The sequence below is a fragment of the Bacillus inaquosorum KCTC 13429 genome (genome assembly GCF_000332645.1).
Lineage (GTDB): Bacteria > Bacillota > Bacilli > Bacillales > Bacillaceae > Bacillus > Bacillus inaquosorum.
Map to the genome: position 1 here is coordinate 466,129 of NZ_AMXN01000003.1, position 18,890 is coordinate 485,018.

General features: G+C 43.4%; 17 protein-coding genes. 4 read left to right on the forward strand and 13 right to left on the reverse strand.

What is annotated here, in order from left to right; genetic code table 11:
• Window positions 1–77: 77 nt before the first annotated feature.
• The gene (locus BSI_RS10970; RefSeq protein WP_003238736.1) at window positions 78–1,118 is read right to left on the reverse strand and encodes a CAP domain-containing protein; all 1,041 of its coding nucleotides are present in this window, start codon (window positions 1,116–1,118) and stop codon (window positions 78–80) included.
• Window positions 1,119–1,202: 84 nt separating this feature from the next.
• A complete protein-coding gene (locus BSI_RS10965; RefSeq protein ID WP_003238738.1) occupies window positions 1,203–1,649 on the reverse strand; it encodes a CBS domain-containing protein in 447 nt (148 codons plus the stop codon).
• 139 nt (window positions 1,650–1,788) lie between these two features.
• On the opposite strand from BSI_RS10965, the gene BSI_RS10960 reads away from it, so the two are divergent.
• Window positions 1,789–2,151, forward strand: a complete 363-nt coding sequence (locus BSI_RS10960) for a YugN family protein (RefSeq protein ID WP_003238740.1) — start codon at window positions 1,789–1,791, stop codon at window positions 2,149–2,151.
• A gap of 31 nt (window positions 2,152–2,182) precedes the next feature.
• Here BSI_RS10960 and ctaG read toward each other — a convergent pair whose 3' ends face one another.
• The 6 genes from ctaG to cyoE all read right to left on the reverse strand — a co-directional run bounded on the left by ctaG (window position 2,183) and on the right by cyoE (window position 8,191).
• Window positions 2,183–3,076, reverse strand: coding sequence for a cytochrome c oxidase assembly factor CtaG (gene ctaG, locus BSI_RS10955; RefSeq protein WP_003238742.1), 894 nt, complete (start codon window positions 3,074–3,076; stop codon window positions 2,183–2,185).
• 26 nt (window positions 3,077–3,102) lie between these two features.
• Complete coding sequence (ctaF, locus tag BSI_RS10950) at window positions 3,103–3,435, reverse strand: cytochrome c oxidase subunit IVB (RefSeq protein ID WP_003238744.1); 333 nt, start codon at window positions 3,433–3,435, stop codon at window positions 3,103–3,105.
• A gap of 2 nt (window positions 3,436–3,437) precedes the next feature.
• Entirely contained in the window at window positions 3,438–4,061 is a 624-nt protein-coding gene (gene ctaE / locus BSI_RS10945) for a cytochrome c oxidase subunit III (protein ID WP_003238746.1), read from the reverse strand.
• Window positions 4,061–5,929: a cytochrome c oxidase subunit I gene (gene ctaD, locus BSI_RS10940; RefSeq protein WP_003238747.1), complete on the reverse strand. Its 1,869-nt coding sequence runs from the start codon at window positions 5,927–5,929 to the stop codon at window positions 4,061–4,063. Before ctaD ends, ctaE begins: the two co-directional genes overlap by 1 nt.
• A 32-nt stretch (window positions 5,930–5,961) precedes the next feature.
• On the reverse strand, window positions 5,962–7,032 hold the full coding sequence (gene coxB / locus BSI_RS10935; protein WP_003238749.1) for a cytochrome c oxidase subunit II: 1,071 nt from the start codon (window positions 7,030–7,032) through the stop codon (window positions 5,962–5,964).
• Window positions 7,033–7,273: 241 nt separating this feature from the next.
• Window positions 7,274–8,191 (reverse strand): heme o synthase, encoded by a 918-nt coding sequence (gene cyoE, locus BSI_RS10930; protein ID WP_003238752.1) that lies wholly within the window; start codon window positions 8,189–8,191, stop codon window positions 7,274–7,276.
• A gap of 354 nt (window positions 8,192–8,545) precedes the next feature.
• Between cyoE and ctaA the strand changes: the two genes are divergently transcribed.
• Window positions 8,546–9,466, forward strand: coding sequence for a heme A synthase CtaA (gene ctaA / locus BSI_RS10925; RefSeq protein WP_003238753.1), 921 nt, complete (start codon window positions 8,546–8,548; stop codon window positions 9,464–9,466).
• 463 nt (window positions 9,467–9,929) lie between these two features.
• Here ctaA and pyc read toward each other — a convergent pair whose 3' ends face one another.
• The 4 genes from pyc to glsA form a co-directional block, all read right to left on the reverse strand.
• Complete coding sequence (gene pyc, locus BSI_RS10920) at window positions 9,930–13,376, reverse strand: pyruvate carboxylase (RefSeq protein ID WP_003238754.1); 3,447 nt, start codon at window positions 13,374–13,376, stop codon at window positions 9,930–9,932.
• A 74-nt stretch (window positions 13,377–13,450) separates the two neighbouring features.
• Complete coding sequence (gene ftsW / locus BSI_RS10915; RefSeq protein WP_003238755.1) at window positions 13,451–14,662, reverse strand: cell division protein FtsW; 1,212 nt, start codon at window positions 14,660–14,662, stop codon at window positions 13,451–13,453.
• A 206-nt stretch (window positions 14,663–14,868) separates the two neighbouring features.
• A complete protein-coding gene (locus BSI_RS0121175) occupies window positions 14,869–15,150 on the reverse strand; it encodes an Fpa/YlaN family protein (RefSeq protein WP_003221339.1) in 282 nt (93 codons plus the stop codon).
• 97 nt (window positions 15,151–15,247) lie between these two features.
• Window positions 15,248–16,177 carry a glutaminase A gene (gene glsA, locus BSI_RS10910; protein WP_003238757.1) on the reverse strand — a complete coding sequence of 310 codons (930 nt, stop codon included), beginning with the start codon at window positions 16,175–16,177 and terminating at the stop codon, window positions 15,248–15,250.
• A gap of 102 nt (window positions 16,178–16,279) precedes the next feature.
• Between glsA and BSI_RS10905 the strand changes: the two genes are divergently transcribed.
• On the forward strand, window positions 16,280–16,765 hold the full coding sequence (locus tag BSI_RS10905) for a hypothetical protein (RefSeq protein ID WP_003238758.1): 486 nt from the start codon (window positions 16,280–16,282) through the stop codon (window positions 16,763–16,765).
• Window positions 16,766–16,767: 2 nt separating this feature from the next.
• On the opposite strand, the gene BSI_RS10900 is transcribed toward BSI_RS10905, so the two are convergent.
• Window positions 16,768–18,096 (reverse strand): PhoH family protein, encoded by a 1,329-nt coding sequence (locus BSI_RS10900; protein ID WP_003238759.1) that lies wholly within the window; start codon window positions 18,094–18,096, stop codon window positions 16,768–16,770.
• A gap of 154 nt (window positions 18,097–18,250) precedes the next feature.
• Here BSI_RS10900 and BSI_RS10895 point away from each other — a divergent pair, with 154 nt between their 5' ends.
• Window positions 18,251–18,880 (forward strand): YhcN/YlaJ family sporulation lipoprotein, encoded by a 630-nt coding sequence (locus BSI_RS10895; RefSeq protein ID WP_003238761.1) that lies wholly within the window; start codon window positions 18,251–18,253, stop codon window positions 18,878–18,880.
• Window positions 18,881–18,890 lie beyond the last annotated feature (10 nt).

The following is an 18,890-nucleotide window of genomic DNA, read 5'->3' on the forward strand; positions in this document are numbered from 1 at the left end:
CCATCAGCACTTGCACTCGAGCCATCAGCTTTTGCGGAATAGGAAAAGCCGCGGAACCATTTGTCCGCGGCTTTTCATTACCATCGTTTAATAAAATTTTGGGTGTAATATTTTCGGTCTACTCCGACACCAAGATGCGTATAATCTGAATTCAGAAGCGCCTTTCGATGGCCTTCACTATTCAGCCAGCCTTCTACAGCGGCCGGACCGTCCACATAATTGTATGCGATATTTTCTCCCGCTTGCTGAAAGTCAACATCCCCTTCTTCTAAGCGGTCTTTCAGCGAGCCGTATTTTTTAGAGACATGGGAGAAATAGTTATTGTCCTTCATATCCTCGCTATGTCCAAAAGCCACTTCCGCCGTCGGCTGATCCCACTCAAGCTTCGCAAGCCCATGTTTGACGCGTATGACATTCGTCAAATCAAGTATTTGCTTTTCGCTCGTCGTTTGGATCTTTTTCCACTTATCATCTGAAACAGCTTTCGGTTCAATCAATTCACCACGGTACACAACCTCATAAGGTCTTTGCTTAACAAAGGTTTGCGCATCAAATGCCCTGATACTGGATAGCTTCCCCTCAAATTTGTCCATATACAGCTGGACATACATCTTTCCTACTTTTACAGTCGGTCTTGTATTGATGTCCTCTTCAGAAAACTCAAATCGATAGGAATTTCCTTTATACTCTACATTCACAAATGGTGCCACCTGGGTCGTCTTGAATACTTCTCCGGTCGATTCACCAATTTTGAAAGGCTTTGCGTTAATATCATTCCCAGCCGCATATAATGTGACCACTTTATTGTTTAATACCCCGATTTGGATATATTGGTCTTTTCCTTGATTGTATACCCACCAATCGTAATCATAAGCTGAAGGGTCAATGCGTTCAGGTTCCCCCAGCTTTTTCGTTACATCATCGGCGGACTTGCCCATAAAGGACAATAACCCTGAAGTCGGCATATGTATTCGCTTGCTGCTTTGCGCTTCCTCATTAGACACTTGAGGCTCGCTGTCATTTGATTTTTTTTCAGGAACAGATCCATATTGAATAAACAGAACATAAGTTCCGCAGATAATCAAGAGGATAATCAGTGCTCTCAATATATTTTTCAATCTATCACCCCCGTGGCGAATCACAATGTCTTGCCTTACATCTCATTACAATACAGCCTATTTAACATGTCAAAGATTTATGTGTTAATGAAAAAAGCCTTCTTCTCTATTATCACCCTCGGAAATATCCGATAAGGCACTGCCGGCACGTTCATTGGTTTGTTCAGATAAAGAAAGATCACCAAGCGTGACAATTCCAGTCAGCTTTTTGTTTTTTGTAACAGGTATCCTTCTGAGCTGATGGGATGCCATCAAATGAAGAACCTCATCGACTGAAGCATCTTCCTCCACACTGACAGGTTTTTCGGTCATCGCGTCAGTGATTTTTTGCGAGTTTGGTTTTTTTATGGCGATTCCTCTTAACACGAGATCACGGTCGGTTACGATGCCTACCAGTGTTTCTCCATCCTCATCAACTATCGGAATCGCACCTACATTCGCGTCTTTCATCTTTACCGCAGCTTCATATACATTATCTAATACCGTGCAATATTGCAAGTCGGCTGTCATCAGATCTTTTATTTTTGTCATCCGTATAACCTCCTTTAGTCTAGTGCTATTGTCGTCAAAATTTAATTTTTGCATACTTTCAAAAGAAGAAGATTCATTGAAAGTTTAACGCTTTCATACTATGATTGTCAGGAAAGGTAATTTTTATAAGGAGGGGTCAGTGTTGAAGTTTACTGAAAGCGGACTTGAAGGGGTAAAGGCTGAGCTAAGCTGGCTGGACGACTTGATGGAAAGCAAAGGCCTCGTCAGAGCGGGTCAATGGGATTACGAAAGAGTCACCTATGACAGGAAGTTTTCGACGATCGAGGGTACGTTTTATCTGCGGATACAAGGCATTGCGGCAGAGGGCGATGTTGGAAGCGGCCGCGCCGTGATTCAATTAATGTCCCCTCTCTTAGGCAAGCATTATTACCCGCATGGAGTAGAATATGGAGAAACGGAAGAGTTTCCCGTACAGGTTGTGACAAAAAGCAAGGCACTGATTCAGGACATCTCCGACTTGTTAAAAACAGTTCAAATGTAATGAAAAGGTACAGCATGTTTTGCTGTACCTTTTATGATATCGTTTGCTGAATATACGGCGGCTCCTCTTGCCCGTCCTTTTCCCTTTCTTTCTTCACCCATTGGAAAAAAATAATCGCCAAAAAAGTACCGTACACAATTTCCTGAATGATTTTCATCATAACCGCTCCGAGCTGCTGATCTTCTAACAAAGGCAGTGTATTGAATATCTCCGGTCCTGTTAATGGGACCTGCCCCATCATATCTGCAGGCACACAAAGCTTCATTGCCTCAGCCCACGCAGACGGATCTGTATAGGTGGCGTATAACGGCGCACCGCTGAACATGATCAATGCGCAAGCAGGCGTGAGCAGTATACCGTCCGCCATAATATATCCCAGCTTCATCAAGCCGCTGAGCTGCCGAAGAGGCTCTACCTTATGAACAAGCGGCCACCACATCAAAAACGCAAGCACAAAGATAAGCCAAGTCATTAACGTATGGTAAAACGGATCCGTTTTGACAGCATCAAATATAAACGGAACATGATATAAAGAAAAAATGCCGTTAAATAAAAGCAAAGCAATTAAAGGCATCGAGAAAAATGAAAAAACCGGTTTAATGGCAGGCTTGAAAATGATTTTCTCCCAGAGCCATGCAGGAACTCCCGCGATCAATAACGGCGGGACGACCAAGTACAGCACAGCCATCTGCACCATATGCGCGCTGAACATAATATGTCCGAGCAGATCAACCGGGCTTCCCTCGGCTGCATATAAAAACAGCATCGCCGACAGAAAGCACATCATCTCTTTACCTGTTATCCGTTCAGGCTTTGAAGACATTCGCCTGTAAAAAAAGAGATAAAGCACCGTAATGCCCAACAGGATACAAAAAAGATAAGGGCTCCACATCGCGCGAAACCCAAATACCTCTAACTGATTCATTTCTTCACCTCCGGCGGCTGTTCAAATTACCACCATATAATTGTGACAAACGCAAGCACAGTGATGAACGCGACAAACACCCCTGAATACAAAAACAGTGCCGGCGCCTCATGCCCTTTTTGATTCATATGCATGAAATAATACAGCTGGAAGATGACTTGAACTGCAGCAAGCAGAATAATGAAAGGAATCGTAAACCAGCTGCCGACACCGTCCGTTGCCACAGTCAGAAATGCAACAATCGTAAGACCGATCATTAAGCCAAAAGACAGAACCTGATATTTCATCTCCTGAGCATGCTTCTTTTTCTTAAATTCAAGGTCGCTGTTGATATGCCCTCTGCTTTTTTTACCGACCATGTTTATCCCACCATCCCCATTAAATATACAACGGTAAAGATGAAGACCCACACGACATCAATAAAGTGCCAATAAAGACTGGCAACATAAAACTTAGGCGCCGTATACAGGTTCAGACCCCTCTTGGCATTACGGATCATCAGCGTGCTGATCCACATAAGCCCAAATGCCACGTGGGCGCCGTGTGTACCGACAAGCGTGTAAAACGCGGAACCGAGCGCAGAGCTTGTGATGGTAAATCCAAACTCATGGGTGTAATGCTTAAACTCATAAATCTCCAATGCTAAAAAGCCAGCCCCCAATAAGATCGTAATTCCCAGCCAAAGCTGCATTTTGCCGAAGGAAAAGTTCTTCATGTGGTACATTGCGTACACACTCGTTAAACTGCTCGTTAACAATAGCATTGTGGCGATAAAAACAAGTGTTACATCGAACATTTCCGTCGTAGGCGGATCACCGGCGTTTGAATTCCGGAGTGCAAGAAACGTTGCGAAGAGAGACGCGAACAAAACTGTCTCTCCCCCAAGAAAAAGCCAAAAACCTAAAAATTTATTTTTCCCTTCCAGTGTTACTTTTTCGGGAGAAGCTGGAAAGGTTTCTGCGGTGAATTTTTCTTCAATTTGCATTATGCCTTCACCCCTTTATCATCGTTCGGCAGTTCCTCTTTATGAATATGATAGCCGTGATCATCAATTACTGAGCGAAGCAGCATCGTAATGAATGTGATGCCGAGCCCGATAAAGATCACCGGCAACCCCCAAGCGTGATCGGTTCTGTACAGCAGCCCGAACGCTGCGACAAAGAGACCGAAGGAAATGATGAACGGCAGGATTGAGCCGTTCGGCATATGAATATCATCAACCGGTTCAGCCGGTGTCATTGATTTGTGTCCTGCCTGCTTCTCGATCCAAAACGGATCAAGCCCTCTGACAAAAGGAAGCTGTTTAAAGTTATACTCCGGCGGCGGTGAAGAAACGGTCCATTCAAGCGTACGTCCGTCCTGCCAAGGATCGGCTCCGACATATTCCCCTTTTACTGATGTCCAAATGACATTGACCAGCAGAAGAATAACAGCTGCCGCCATAAAGAACGCCCCGATCGTACTGATCAAGTTGCCGGTTTCAAGACCCTGGCCTGGCAAAAACGTATAAACCCGGCGCGGCATCCCCATCAAACCGACAAAATGCTGAATGAAAAACGTGAGATGAAAGCCGATAAAAAACAATACAAATGAAATTTTCCCCATCGTTTCATGCAGAATCTTACCGAACATTTTCGGCCACCAGAAATGAACACCGGCTAAAAGGCCGAATACCACGCCGCCAATAATGACATAGTGGAAGTGCGCCACCACAAAATACGTATCATGGAACTGATAATCAGCAGCAGCTGCTGCCAGCATGACTCCCGTCACACCGCCGAGCACGAAGGACGGAATAAATGAGACGGCATACAGCATCGCTGTCGTATACTTTACATTTCCTCCCCAGATCGTCAAAAGCCAGTTAAAAATCTTAATCCCGGTCGGTATCGCGATAGCCATTGTGGCAACCGCAAAAATCGCATTTGCAATCGGGCCGAGACCTGTCGTAAACATGTGATGCACCCAAACCATAAAGCCCAAAAAGCCAATGAGCACGATGGCAAAAACCATTGATGAGTACCCAAACAAACGCTTTCTGGCAAACACAGGGATGACCTCTGAAAAAATACCGAATGCAGGCAAAATTAAGATATAAACCTCCGGATGGCCAAAGATCCAAAATAAATGCTCCCAAATGACCGTATTCCCGCCAAGCTCCGGATTAAAGAAATTGGTGCCGAACAGCCGATCCAGCATCATCAGTGCCAATCCGACCGTAAGCGGCGGAAATGCAAACAAAATCAATGCCGAAGCCACAAATGTCGTCCATGTAAACAAAGGCAGCCTCATGTATGTCATGCCCGGAGCCCTCATGTTGATAATCGTGGCCAAAAAGTTAATCCCGGCTATCAGCGTCCCAAGCCCCGATATTTGCAGTCCGAGGACGAAAAAGTCTATGCCGTGCCCTTCAGAATGAAGCGAAAGTGAGGCGTATGACGTCCAGCCCGCGTCTGGTGCTCCGCCCAAAAACCAGCTTAGATTTAAGAAAATGCCCCCGAAAAAGAAGAGCCAAAAACCGAGCGAGTTTAAAAATGGAAACGAAACGTCGCGAGCCCCAATCTGCAAAGGCACGACCGCATTCATCAAGGCAAATAAAAGCGGCATCGCAGCCAGAAAGATCATTGTCGTCCCGTGCATTGTCATTACTTCATTGTACGCTTGGGCACTGAGAAAAGCATTTTCAGGTTTTGCAAGCTGAATTCTGATAAACATCGCTTCAATTCCCCCGACAAGAAAGAAGAATCCCCCGGCGATTAAGTAAAGAATTGCGATTTTTTTATGGTCCACCGTCGTCAAATAATCCCAAAGTATAGATCCGCGCGTCCGTTTTTCTGTAAGCGCATTCAACATATGTGACCTCCCCCAATATCTCCCTTTCTTCCCTACTTGCTTTCCGTTTTTAAGCCTTTTAAGTATTCATAAAGCGCATCTGTTTCACTGTCTGACAGCTTCGGATATGTTCCTGTCATTTTGTTACCCGGTTTTATGCTCTCAGGATCCTTCAGCCAAGCCTTCACATTTTCTTCGTTGGCGTCTTTCACCCCTGCCACTTTTGCCCTTTCACCGAAGGTCGCTAAGTTAGGTGCCGTTCTTGCTGCTTCTGCACGTTTATCATTCGGCTCTACCGCATGGCAGCTCAGACAGTTCTTCTCTTTAAACAGTTCTTCGCCCTGCTTAGCCAAATCACTCTCTGTTGTAGACTTATAGTTTTTCATTTCTTTTGTCCAGCCCTGGAATTCTTTTGCAGACATCGTCTTTACCTTAAAATCCATCAACGCGTGTGAAGGGCCGCAAAGCTCTGCACACTTCCCAAAAAACATATCTCCTGCCTCTTTGCTTCGTTTTGAATCAAATGTCAGGAAAAACTTATTTTCATTATCCGTATTCGTATCAAGTTTTCCTCCAACCGAGGGAATCCAGAAGGAATGTTTGACATCTGAAGCTTTTAAATTAAAATATACCCGCTGGTCTGTCGGCACAATCAGCTCCTGGCTTGTGATAATGCCATAATCAGGATATTCAAACTCCCACCAATATAGATTTGCCCGGACATTGACTACAAGCGCATCCTCAGCTTTGCGGCTTTTCTTATCCATTGGTGATGTATCTGCTAGCTCAAGCGTATATAATACGACAGGGATCACAAGAATGATGAGCAGCAAAATCGGGATCACGGTCCATGTGATTTCTAAAAATTTGTTCCCCTCTACCTGTTTCGGTATCGTGTTCTCACCGACCCGTGATCTTCTGAATCTCACAATCACATAAAAGAAGATAACAGATACTACTGCAACAACAACCACCATAATCAATGTGCTGAGCACTGTCAGGTCATACTGTTTATCAGCCACCTCGCCAGCAGGCTTGAGCGTGGATAAAAAAGGTTTTCCACATCCGCTTAATAGAAGCGGCACTAAGGCTAATAATAAAATAAGACGCCAATGCTTTACCATTTCACCCAACCCCTTTTCTGGTCAATACAAAGGCGGAAAGCAGATTCGAAATCCATCGCAATCCAGCCTATCACCAATAAAGCACTTACATTTCCTCTTCTCTTAAATTATGAGTGTTTTTACTCAAAATGCCATCTATGTATAAAAGTAAAGCCGCCTGATTAAACAAAAGGTCAAGGCGGCATTTACTAGTTGTCATCGTTTATTTTGAAGCGATAAAACAAGCAATGTATCTATTTTTTTAGAAAAGAGTCAAGACAACCATGGCAACGAAATAGATTGTCATGTAATTGAGCGAGTAAACGAACATCTGCGTTGCCCACTTCATGATATTCTTGGAGCGGAAGCCCATCAAGCCGAGAATCAGCCAGCCGATATTTAACAGCAAGCCGAGGATGACAATCGGAAGGCCAAGGCTTCCAAGGAAAAACGGTAGCGGCATCAGACACGCAACCCAGACAATAATTTGTCTTTTTGTCACTTCAAATCCGTATACGACAGGAAGCATCGGAATATTTGCAGCTCTGTAATCCTCAGTTTTCTTAATAGCCAATGCTAAGAAATGAGGAATCTGCCAAATAAATAAAATCATGAATAATACCCATGCCACGACACCGATATTGCCTTCCACTGCCGTCCATCCAATAAGCGGCGGCACTGCACCGGAAACACTTCCTACTACTGTGTTAATCGTATAACGGCGTTTCGTCCACATTGTGTACAATACAACATACGTAAAGACTCCGATAAAACCGATAACGGCAGCCATGACAGTTGTCATCAGCAGCATGATCAATCCTAAAGCAACCAGCAAAATTCCAGACCATAACGCCTGATTTGGCTGAATTTTACCCGTAACCGTCGGTCTTACTTTCGTGCGTTCCATAAGATGATCGATATCCCGATCATACCAGTTATTGATCGCGCATGAGCCCGCAATAATCAGAGAAGATCCGATTAACGTAAGAAGAACGGTGTTTATATTGCCTAAAAAACTCAAACCGGAAATATGCAGAGCAAGCCACATTCCAGTAAAAGTCGTGATGAGATTAGAATTGACGATCCCTATTTTAATAAGGGACAGAAAATCTTTCCATGCCGTTGTTTCTTCAATTTGTCCGTCTATAGCTGTATCATTTAAGATTCTGGAGTTAGCCATAACGTAAACCTCCCTTACAAACCTAACGCAGGAGAATAAAAAAACCTGCAACTCTATCATACAAGATAACATCTTGTAAAAAAACATCCTATTAAATATTAAACGACAAACAGGAATTTATTTGTGAACTTTTTATGAATTTTACCAAAGACGAAGGCAATCACCAAATCGGCAGTGCGTTTACCTTATTTCTATCAGACCCGGCATGAATAATCAAGTGTACATTTTCCGGAAGCCGTCATTCTATTATATTTTTGTGAACAAAAGGCTCTAAGAATTGCCACAAAACACATATTCGCTTACACTTGGAACGTATATAAAATTGCAGCAGTATGTTGAGAAGGTGAATATTGTATGAATAAAGCATTAAAAGCTCTCGGTGTTCTGACAACATTTGTCATGCTTATTGTTTTAATCGGGGGTGCCCTCGTTACAAAAACAGGTTCCGGCCAAGGATGCGGCAGACAGTGGCCGCTGTGTCACGGCCGTTTTTTCCCTGAACTGAATCCGGCTTCAATTATTGAATGGAGCCACAGATTCGCAAGCGGGATTTCTATTATCCTTGTGTTAAGCCTTGCGTTTTGGTCTTGGAGAAAAATTACGCCTATTTTCCGTGAAACAACGTTTCTCGCGATCATGTCTATTATCTTTTTATTTCTACAGGCACTGCTTGGCGCATTGGCTGTCGTATTCGGTTCAAACGCGCTGATTATGGCGCTTCACTTTGGCATCTCATTGATTTCTTTCGCTTCAGTGCTCATTTTGACATTGCTCATATTTGAAGCTGATAAATCAGTTAGAAAACTGGTTAAGCCGCTTCAAATCGGCAAAACAATGCAATTTCACATGATAGGGATTTTAATATATTCCTATATCGTTGTGTATACTGGTGCATATGTAAGACATACCGAGTCAAGCTTGGCATGTCCTGATGTACCGCTGTGCAGTCCGCTGAACAATGGACTTCCGACTCAATTCCATGAATGGGTGCAAATGGGCCACAGAGCAGCAGCCTTGCTGTTGTTTGTATGGATTATTGTTGCGGCTGTTCATGCTATTACTTCCTATAAAGATCAAAAACAGATCTTTTGGGGCTGGATCTCATGTCTTATTTTTATCACATTACAGGCGCTGTCCGGTATTATGATCGTATACACTGAACTGGCTCTGGGTTTTGCACTTGCCCACTCGTTCTTTATAGCCTGCCTGTTTGGCGTTCTATGCTATTTCTTATTATTAATTGCACGTTTCCGTTATGAATCCAGACAATCATAACGACTCTAGACCAAAGCCCTACGCTTTGGTCTTTTTTTTGCCGCTTCATACGCTTCCATCGCTAGTCTCCGCTGAACTTGAAAATCAATGAGCGGATCGGTGCGCTCCGTAACCTGCATCATCCTGATTATAGAAAACGCATCAATTTCATATGAGTCCATCTGTATCGCTTCATGATAAAAAATGTGCAGGTAAAGCCTTTTGCCGCGCCTCATTTTAAAAAACAGATTGAGTCTTAAAGAGATATTCATGGCTTATATCATACTTCACGTTTATAAAGTACTGATCTACCTGTAGGATCGGCAGCAGATAAGTTCTGTTTTTTGTTTTGAATAGAAAATGACTTGTGACAGTGCTGAATTGTCTTCAAAGCCTTAAAACCATACACACACTTTCAACTGTTTCACTCCGCTCTTTTTTAAAAAAATAAGAGTGTATATCCAATGATATACACTCCGGTTTATTATGCTTTTTCAATTTCGAGAAGAAGATCTCCCGTTTGGATCGGCTCGCCATTTTTGACATGAACCTGCTTGATTGTTCCTGAGAAAGGCGCTTGAACCGTTGTTTCCATCTTCATCGCTTCATTGATCATCAAATGATCACCTTTATTGACTTTTGTGCCTGCTTCAGTCAATACCTTAATAACCGTTCCAGGCATAGAAGCTGCGATGTGACTTGGGTTTGTCCGGTCCGCTTTCAGCCTTTCCTGAACGGAAGACTTGATGCTTTCGTCTTTAATGACAACCTCGCGCGGCTGTCCGTTCAGTTCGAAATAAACGACGCGAGTGGCATCAGGCTGAGGCTCACCGATTGAAATCAGCTTGACAATCAATGTTTTTCCGCGCTCAATTTCCACTTCTATTTCTTCACCTAAGGTCATGCCATAGAAGAATGTCGGCGTATCTAATACCGAAATGTCTCCATAGCTTTCTGCCGTTTTCACATAATCAGAGAAGACTTTAGGATAAAGGGCATACGCCACAGCATCTTGATCTGAAATCTCCAAGTTATGCTGCTCTTTAAAATCCTGTTTGATTGCTTCAAAGGATACCGGCTCTAACAGCTCTCCCGGTCTGACCGTAATCGGCTTCTGGCCTTTTAAGATCAGCTTTTGGAGTTTTTCCGGGAATCCGCCATGAGGTTGGCCAATATTTCCTTTGAAAAGCTCCACTACAGAATCAGGGAAATCTAATGATTCGCCTTTTTCGTAAACGTCCTTTTCAGTGAGATTATTTTGCACCATGTAGAGCGCCATATCTCCGACTACTTTAGAGGAAGGCGTTACCTTCACGATGTCACCGAACATATCGTTGACGCGTCTGTACATTTCCTTAACTTCATTCCAGCGGTCGCCAAGGCCTACTCCTTTCGCCTGCTGTTGCAGGTTGCTGTATTGGCCTCCAGGCATTTCGTGCTCATAAATTTCAGTATGCGGAGACTTCATTCCGCTTTCAAATTCACTATAATATTTACGCACTGACTCCCAATACTGGGACAGCAATTCAACGTCTTGAACATTCATTTCCGGACGGCGGGCGTTGCCTTCCATCGCATGATAAAATCCGCTCGCGCTAGGCTGAGACGTTAATCCCGCCATTGAGCTGACCGCCACGTCTATAATATCAACGCCGGCTTCAACAGCTTTCGCATACATAAAAATACCGTTGCCGCTCGTATCATGCGTATGAAGGTGAACCGGAATGTCGATTGTCTCTTTCAACGCAGAAACGAGTTCATATGCAGCCTGCGGTTTTAACAGTCCCGCCATATCTTTAATTCCGAGAATATGGGCTCCGGCAGCCTCAAGCTCCTTCGCCATCGACGTATAGTAAGCAAGATCATATTTCGTGCGGTTCTTGTCAAGAATATCTCCCGTGTAACAAATCGCTGCTTCTGCCACTTTGCCGGTATCCCGAACAGCATCAATGGCTAACGTCATCCCTTTTACCCAGTTTAAACTGTCGAAAATACGGAACACATCAATACCGGCTTGAGCGGATTGCTTCACAAATTCTTTAATCACATTGTCCGGATAATTCGTATAGCCTACCGCATTTGATGAACGAAGAAGCATCTGGAATAAGGTGTTCGGGACTTCCTTGCGAAGATCTTCCAAACGCTTCCATGGATCTTCTTTCAGGAATCGGTAGGCTACATCGAAGGTCGCGCCTCCCCACATTTCCATGCTGAATAGCTCAGGCCATAAAGCTGCTGTCGGATTCGCGATTTTTTTCAAATCATGAGATCTGAATCTCGTCGCCAATAACGATTGGTGGGCATCCCTGAATGTCGTATCAGTTAAAAGGACAGATTTCTGCTCCTTAACCCATTTCGCAAGCCCTTCAGCACCTTTTTCATCGAGAATTTGCTTTGTCCCTCTGGCAGGCTGCTGATCAGCGTCTACTTTTACGTTTAACGGCTTGTCAAACGCCGGTTTTTCTTTTTTACCGATTCCAGGGAACCCGTTCACTGTCACATTGCCGATGTAAGTGAGCATTTTCGTTCCGCGGTCTTTCTGTTTAGGGAAAATAAATAATTCAGGTGTTGTATCAATGAAAGATGTATCATATTGCCCTGTCAGGAACTTCTCATGCTTTGCAACGTTCTCAAGAAACGGAATGTTTGTTTTAATGCCTCTGATTCTAAACTCCTGAAGGTTTCGGACCATTTTGGCCGCCGCCTGTTCAAACGTTAAAGCCCAAGTGGAAAGCTTAACGAGAAGTGAATCATAATACGGCGTAATTACGGCTCCTTGGAAGCTGTTTCCGGTATCAAGACGGACACCAAAACCGCCGCCTGAGCGGTAAGCCATGATTTTTCCTGTATCAGGCATGAAATCATTTTGCGGATCCTCAGTCGTAACCCGTGACTGAATGGCATAGCCGTTTGTAGAAATGTCCTTTTGCTCAGGAATATTTACTTTTTTGCTGTGAAGGCTGTGCCCTTGGGCAACAAGGATCTGTGTTTGAACAATGTCGACACCTGTAATCATTTCTGTAATCGTATGTTCAACTTGTACGCGAGGGTTTACTTCAATAAAGTAGAACTCGTTGTTTGCAACAAGGAATTCAACCGTACCTGCGTTTATATAGTTTACATTTTTCGCAAGCGCAACTGCCGCTTCACAAATCTGATCTCTTAATTCAGGTGACAGCGAGACACTCGGTGCCACTTCAATGACTTTTTGGTGGCGTCTTTGAACAGAACAGTCCCTCTCAAAAAGGTGGACGACATTGCCCTGCTTGTCTCCAATCACCTGAACCTCAATATGTTTCGGGTTTTCAATCAATTTTTCTACATAAACTTCATCATTGCCAAAGGCTGCTTTCGCTTCTGATTTTGCACGCTCATATGCTTCTTTGACTTCACTTTCAGATCTGACAATCCGCATACCGCGGCCGCCGCCGCCAAGCGAAGCTTTAATGATAATTGGATAACCGTTAGTTTGTCCAAATTGTTCGACTGCTTCAAGCGTTTCTGCAGGGCCGTCGCTTCCGGGAATCACAGGGATTCCGGCTTTTTCTGCCTGCTCACGCGCTTTTACCTTGTCACCAAACATATCTAGATGCCCGGATTTTGGACCAATGAATACGATGCCTTCTTCTTCACATCGTTTCGCGAAATGGATATTTTCAGATAAGAAACCGTATCCCGGATGAATCGCATCGACTTTGTTTCTTTTCGCAATATCAATGATACCCTCGATATCCAGGTAAGCATCAATCGGTTTTTTCCCTTCACCGACCAGGTATGCTTCATCCGCCTTGTACCGATGGTAGGAACCGGAATCTTCTTTTGAATAGACCGCAACAGTACGAATATTTAATTCGGTACAAGCCCGGAATATTCGGATTGCAATTTCTCCCCTGTTTGCTACTAATACTTTTTGTATCGTTTGCTGAGACAAACTTTTCTCCCCCTTACCCGAATGGAATATAATCTATCATAGCGAAATATCCTTCCCATGTACACACTTGTTTTTTACAGATAAACAGTTTTTTTGAGCTGTTTCTTTTTCATTCCCTTCGGCGCCAAGGGCTCTCTCTTTTTCTTATTCTCTGAATATTTCACAAACATGCTGATATTCGCTAATATCCCCATACTCGCCAGCAGCAGCACTAAAGAAGAGCCCCCGTAACTGATAAATGGCAGCGTAACCCCCGTAATCGGAATTAATCCGCTGACACCGCCAAGGTTAATAAACGATTGTATGGCGATCATGCTCGAAATGCCGATCGCTAGAAGACTTCCAAACGGGTCCTCGCATTTCCTGGCAATATAAAAGCCTTTTATTACGATAAAACCCAATAGGAAAATCACAAACAATACCCCAAAAATACCTAGTTCTTCAGCAATCACGGCCATGATAAAGTCAGTATGTGATTCAGGCAGATATCCGTATTTTTGAATACTTTCACCGAGTCCCAGACCGAAAATACCGCCTGAGCCGATCGCATAATATGAATTGATCACTTGTAAACCTGATGAATCCGCATATTTAAACGGGTCTTCAAGGCTCTCAAAACGATCTAAACGCTTTTCTGTTAGGATCTTGTCCTTATTTAAATAAATAATCGGGCTGACCAGGATTAAAACAATCCCGCCCAACAAAATAAGCTTTACCAACGTTTTTCCGCTGAAACCCGAGCACAAAATCATGCATGTTGCAATTAAAGCGATAATCGACGCTGTACCGATGTCAGGCTGCATAGCAATCAATCCGCAAAGAATGATTGTCATCACCACTGGAGGCGCCACTCCCGTTAACAGATGATCAATATAGCTTTGTTTTTTGGCGTATACGGCTGCAAGATATAATATGACCACCAGCTTGACAAATTCGCCCGGCTGCAAACTCAATCCGCCAATTTTAAACCAGCTTTGTGCGTTTCCGGCAACATGCCCGAATACGAACAGCGAGATAAGCGCCAGAACAGAAACAAGCAGCATCCCCTTCTGAAACTTCTGGTGAGCCAGTGCTTTGTAAGGAAACAAAGCCATGAGAATAAAAAGAGCGCCCCCCGCAATTAAAGCAAACAGCTGCCGCATGAAGAAAAAATTACTGCTTACTCCATACCGAGAAACAGCCGTAATCATGCTTGAGCTGTATACCATCACTAAACCGAATCCGCATAATAAAACAATTGCGAATATCAGTGAGTAATCATAAGATTTTAGCATTTTTTTTAACATAACATCCTCTTCCCTGCTTCTAACTTCCATTATCTATGGTTTTTATGTATTTCTATTTTTTTATTTTACTACAATTTATCAAACGAGACGAAGAATCTCTATACGATTCGGTAGGAATGTGTAAAAAAAGACCGTCTTTAAGGAGATGAGAGAAAATTAGCGGTTATAAAAAAACCCAAACTGTTAATAAGTTTGAGTTTTATCATTTATTTACCTGTAAACGCGTCATGTAAAGCCGACAATTCGCGCTCCAATGTGTATAAAAGGTCTTTACCGTCTTTTTCATCAACCAATCCCAGGCGGACAGCAAAATCGATTTCCCTCGAAAGCCCGAACATTTGAGTATCTAAAACCTCTTCATATAGAGGACATTGAGGCATCGTTAAGTTATCCATTTGTACTCGGATCAGCTTCAAAATCTTCTCAGCGTCAACTTTTAAGAGCTCAAAAGCTTTTTGCCGATGGTCAACTATCATCTCTGAAGCCAAAAGTATCCCTCCGTTCCCCAGGCGAGTACCTAATTCTTCTATTTATCATAAAGGGTATGAGCAGAAAATGCAAGAGGATTTAAGCAGATGCCATAAATTAAAAAATACTCAGCCTGTACATGTCAGACATTATTTTCAAAAGCTTTACACCCGCAATGCTGTTCCCTTTTTCGTCCAATGCCGGGCCGAAAATGCCGATCCCGAAATCGTAAGGCGAAATGCCCATAATCCCTCCGGATACGCCGCTTTTTGCAGGAATTCCGACCTTAATTGCAAATTCCCCGCTTGCATTGTACATTCCGCACGTCACCATAAACGTTTTGCAAATTCTCGCCACATCTTTTGAGATGACTTGCTCCCCAGTCTCAGGGTGTCTGCCGTTCAGCGCGAATACAGATCCGATTTTCGCCAAGTCCAGGCTGTTCATCTCAATCGCACATTGCTTCGTGTATAAATCCATTACAGCTTCTACATCATCTTCAAAAATGCCGTACTGCTTCATATAATAACACATTGCCCGATTAATCATTGACGTGCTGTATTCGGATTCAGCCACTTCCCGGCAGTATGTAATCTCTCGGTTGTTTGTCAGCCTTCTGATAAAAGAAAGCAAATAATCAAGTCTCTCTTTCACCGTCTTCCCTTTAATCAAGCTTGTCACGACCAATGCCCCGGCATTGATCATAGGGTTTAACGGCTTGCTCGGATTCACTGTTTCCAGCTTGATAATTGAATTAAACGGATCACCGGTCGGCTCCTGTCCGACATAACTGAAGACCTTATCTTTGCCGTATTCCATTAACACCAATGCAAGTGAGAGGACTTTCGATATACTTTGAAGCGTAAATGTTTTTTCTACGTCACCCGCTGACAGACAAGCATTATTGGAATAATAAATCGCCACTGACAGACCGTGTTTATCAGCTTTTGCCAAGGCGGGAATATAGCTGGCTACTTCCCCCTTGTCTGTCACCTTTTTTGCCTCTTTTACTAAGGCTTCAAGCTCGTCATTATGCCGGCATACCATGCAACCACCCTCGCTCCCTGAGCATTTCAATACACATAATTTGTACACAAAGTGACAATTCATGCGAAAACTTTTATAATTTTGAGAGAAGGGGGTTATATCATGAGTGTTATACAAGTAAAAGGCAATGTTACATATCCGATCACCATTGATCCGAGTGTATGGATTTTTGATGATCGCAAATTTTCGTTTGACCGCAAAGGGGACGGTCAAGACATACATTTACAATCAGCCGGGGATGAATCGGATCTTGATCCTGAACGCGTGATCAGAGAAGGCCGGATTGCGCCGCCAACATTAAAGACGGAAAAACAATTCGAGAAGCAAAAACTGATGAACGGCAGTTTCGCAATGAAACTTGGAACTGTTCTGAAAAATGCCGAGCCGCTCAGCTCCGCGACACAATGCGTATTCGTCACAAGTTCGGGAAAGGCCGCCGTTCCTCTTGAAACCGCTCTGAACAGTATTGTCCATTTCAGTGAAGCAGGCAAGCCGATTCAAGAAAGCGGCCCCGTACATATTTACTTTGAAGATCCAGTTGATCACGAACAGCCGATCACCCATATAAAAGAAATTGAAATCGTTTAGTATTACAGCAAGTCAGCGGCCAGCTGAGCGAGACCTGATCTCTCACCTTTTAACAGCTTCACGCTGCCTGAGATGGGTTGTCCTTTAAATCGCTCAACCACATAGGCCAAACCATTGTTCAAACTGTCTAAATATGGGTGATCAATTTGTTCAGGATCGCCCATTAAGACAATTTTACTGCCCTCACCGACTCTCGTCAGCAGCGTTTTCACTTCATGCCTGGTCAAATTTTGTGCTTCATCAATAATAATAAATTGATCTGGAATACTTCTCCCCCTGATATAAGTCAGCGCCTCAACCTGAATTGAGCCAATACCCGACAGAATGGCCTCAAGCTCCCCCGGTTTTTTCGCATTAAACAGAAACTCTAAGTTGTCAAAAATCGGCTGCATCCAAGGCTTTAGCTTTTCCTCTTTTTCGCCAGGCAAGTATCCGATGTCTTTGCCAACAGGAACAATCGGTCTTGCGACGACCAGCTTTTTATATATTCCCAAGTCTTCTGTCTGCAATAGCCCCGCCGCCAATGCTAAAAGCGTTTTGCCGGTTCCTGCTTTTCCGATCAGGGTGACGAGCGGAATATCTTCACGCAGCAAAAGCTCTAATGCCATTGTCTGCTGTACATTTTTCGGCCTGATTCCCCATACATGTTCATCATCAAATACAAGCCTTTTTAAGACCTTTCCTGTTTTATCTGCAATTCCGACAGCTGAGGATGATCCTCCCAGCTCATCCTTCATTAATGCGAATTGATTCGGATAAAATGCGTGCTGTTTTAAATCATTTACTGAAATTTGATTTTTCCCATAAAAAGAGCTGAGCAGTTGCTGGCTGATATATAAATCCTTATAGCCGCTGTACATTTCATCATTATCCACAACCCGGTCATTTAAGAAATCTTCAGCATGCAGCCCGATTGCGTCTGCTTTAACTCTGACCAATACATCCTTGCTGACAAGGATAACCGCCCTGCCATCTTCCTTCGTTTCTTCCTCAAGGCTTAAGTTTTTCGCAACAGCTAATATACGATTATCGTTCGTTTTTTCAATAAAGATCTCTTGCAGCTGGTGAAACGAACGATGATTCAGTTCAATTCTCAGTGTGCCCCCAGTATGGAGCGGGACCTGCTCATGCAGCCTGCCCTTTTGCCTTAGCGCATCGATCAGCTTAGATACGTGCCTTGCATTCCTCCCAACTTCGTCCATATACCGTTTTTTTGAATCAACCTCTTCTAATACAACAGCAGGGATGACAACCTCATTTTCTTCAAAAGAAAATATCGCGTTAGGATCCTGTAATAACACATTCGTATCTAACACATAAATTTTACTCAAGTCTCAGCCTCCTGATATAAGGGTCAAAGTTCTTCCTGCTTCTCTTACGATGAAAAAGGTGAATGCCTGCTAAAATATATGTTTTTGTGCATAAAGATAGAAGGTTAATTCAACAATAAAATTAATGAATGTATCTCAAGGAGGGAACCCGCAAGTGCGAATTCTTTTCATTATCATACAGCTGACGTTTATCCTGTCCGCATGTGCCTACCAGCAAGGAAGACAGGATCAAAATGTTGAAGAAGAATCAACAAGACAACAGGAAACCAAACCGATTCACGTAAAGGACACAACTCAGGAGACAAAAGACAATGGAACAAGAACGGATATTGCCAAGCATCTTGTCAGCGTTGCTGAAAAAATCCCTGATGTCAAGGATGCAACAGCCGTTGTGCTCGGAGGATATGCCGTTGTGGGGATTGACGTCGATGATACTTTGGACAGAAGCAAAGTGGAAACCATTAAATATTCTGTAGCCCAAGCTCTAAAAAATGATCGATACGGCGCCAACGCGGTTGTCATTGCTGACCCAGATACGGTCAGCCGCCTGAATGAAATGAGCAGAGAAATCAGTGAAGGCCGTCCTGTGACAGGCATATTAGATGAATTGGCTGCGATTGTCGGCCGAGTGCTTCCGGAAGTGCCTAACGATGTGATTGATAATGAAGACGAGCCGCAAACAAAGCAGCAAAATGATCAATTAAACAGAAAGCAGCAGCAGGAAATGGATCAGGAGCAAAACGATCAATCTGATCATCATATGAAAAAGAATACCAATGATTAAGCTATAGCCT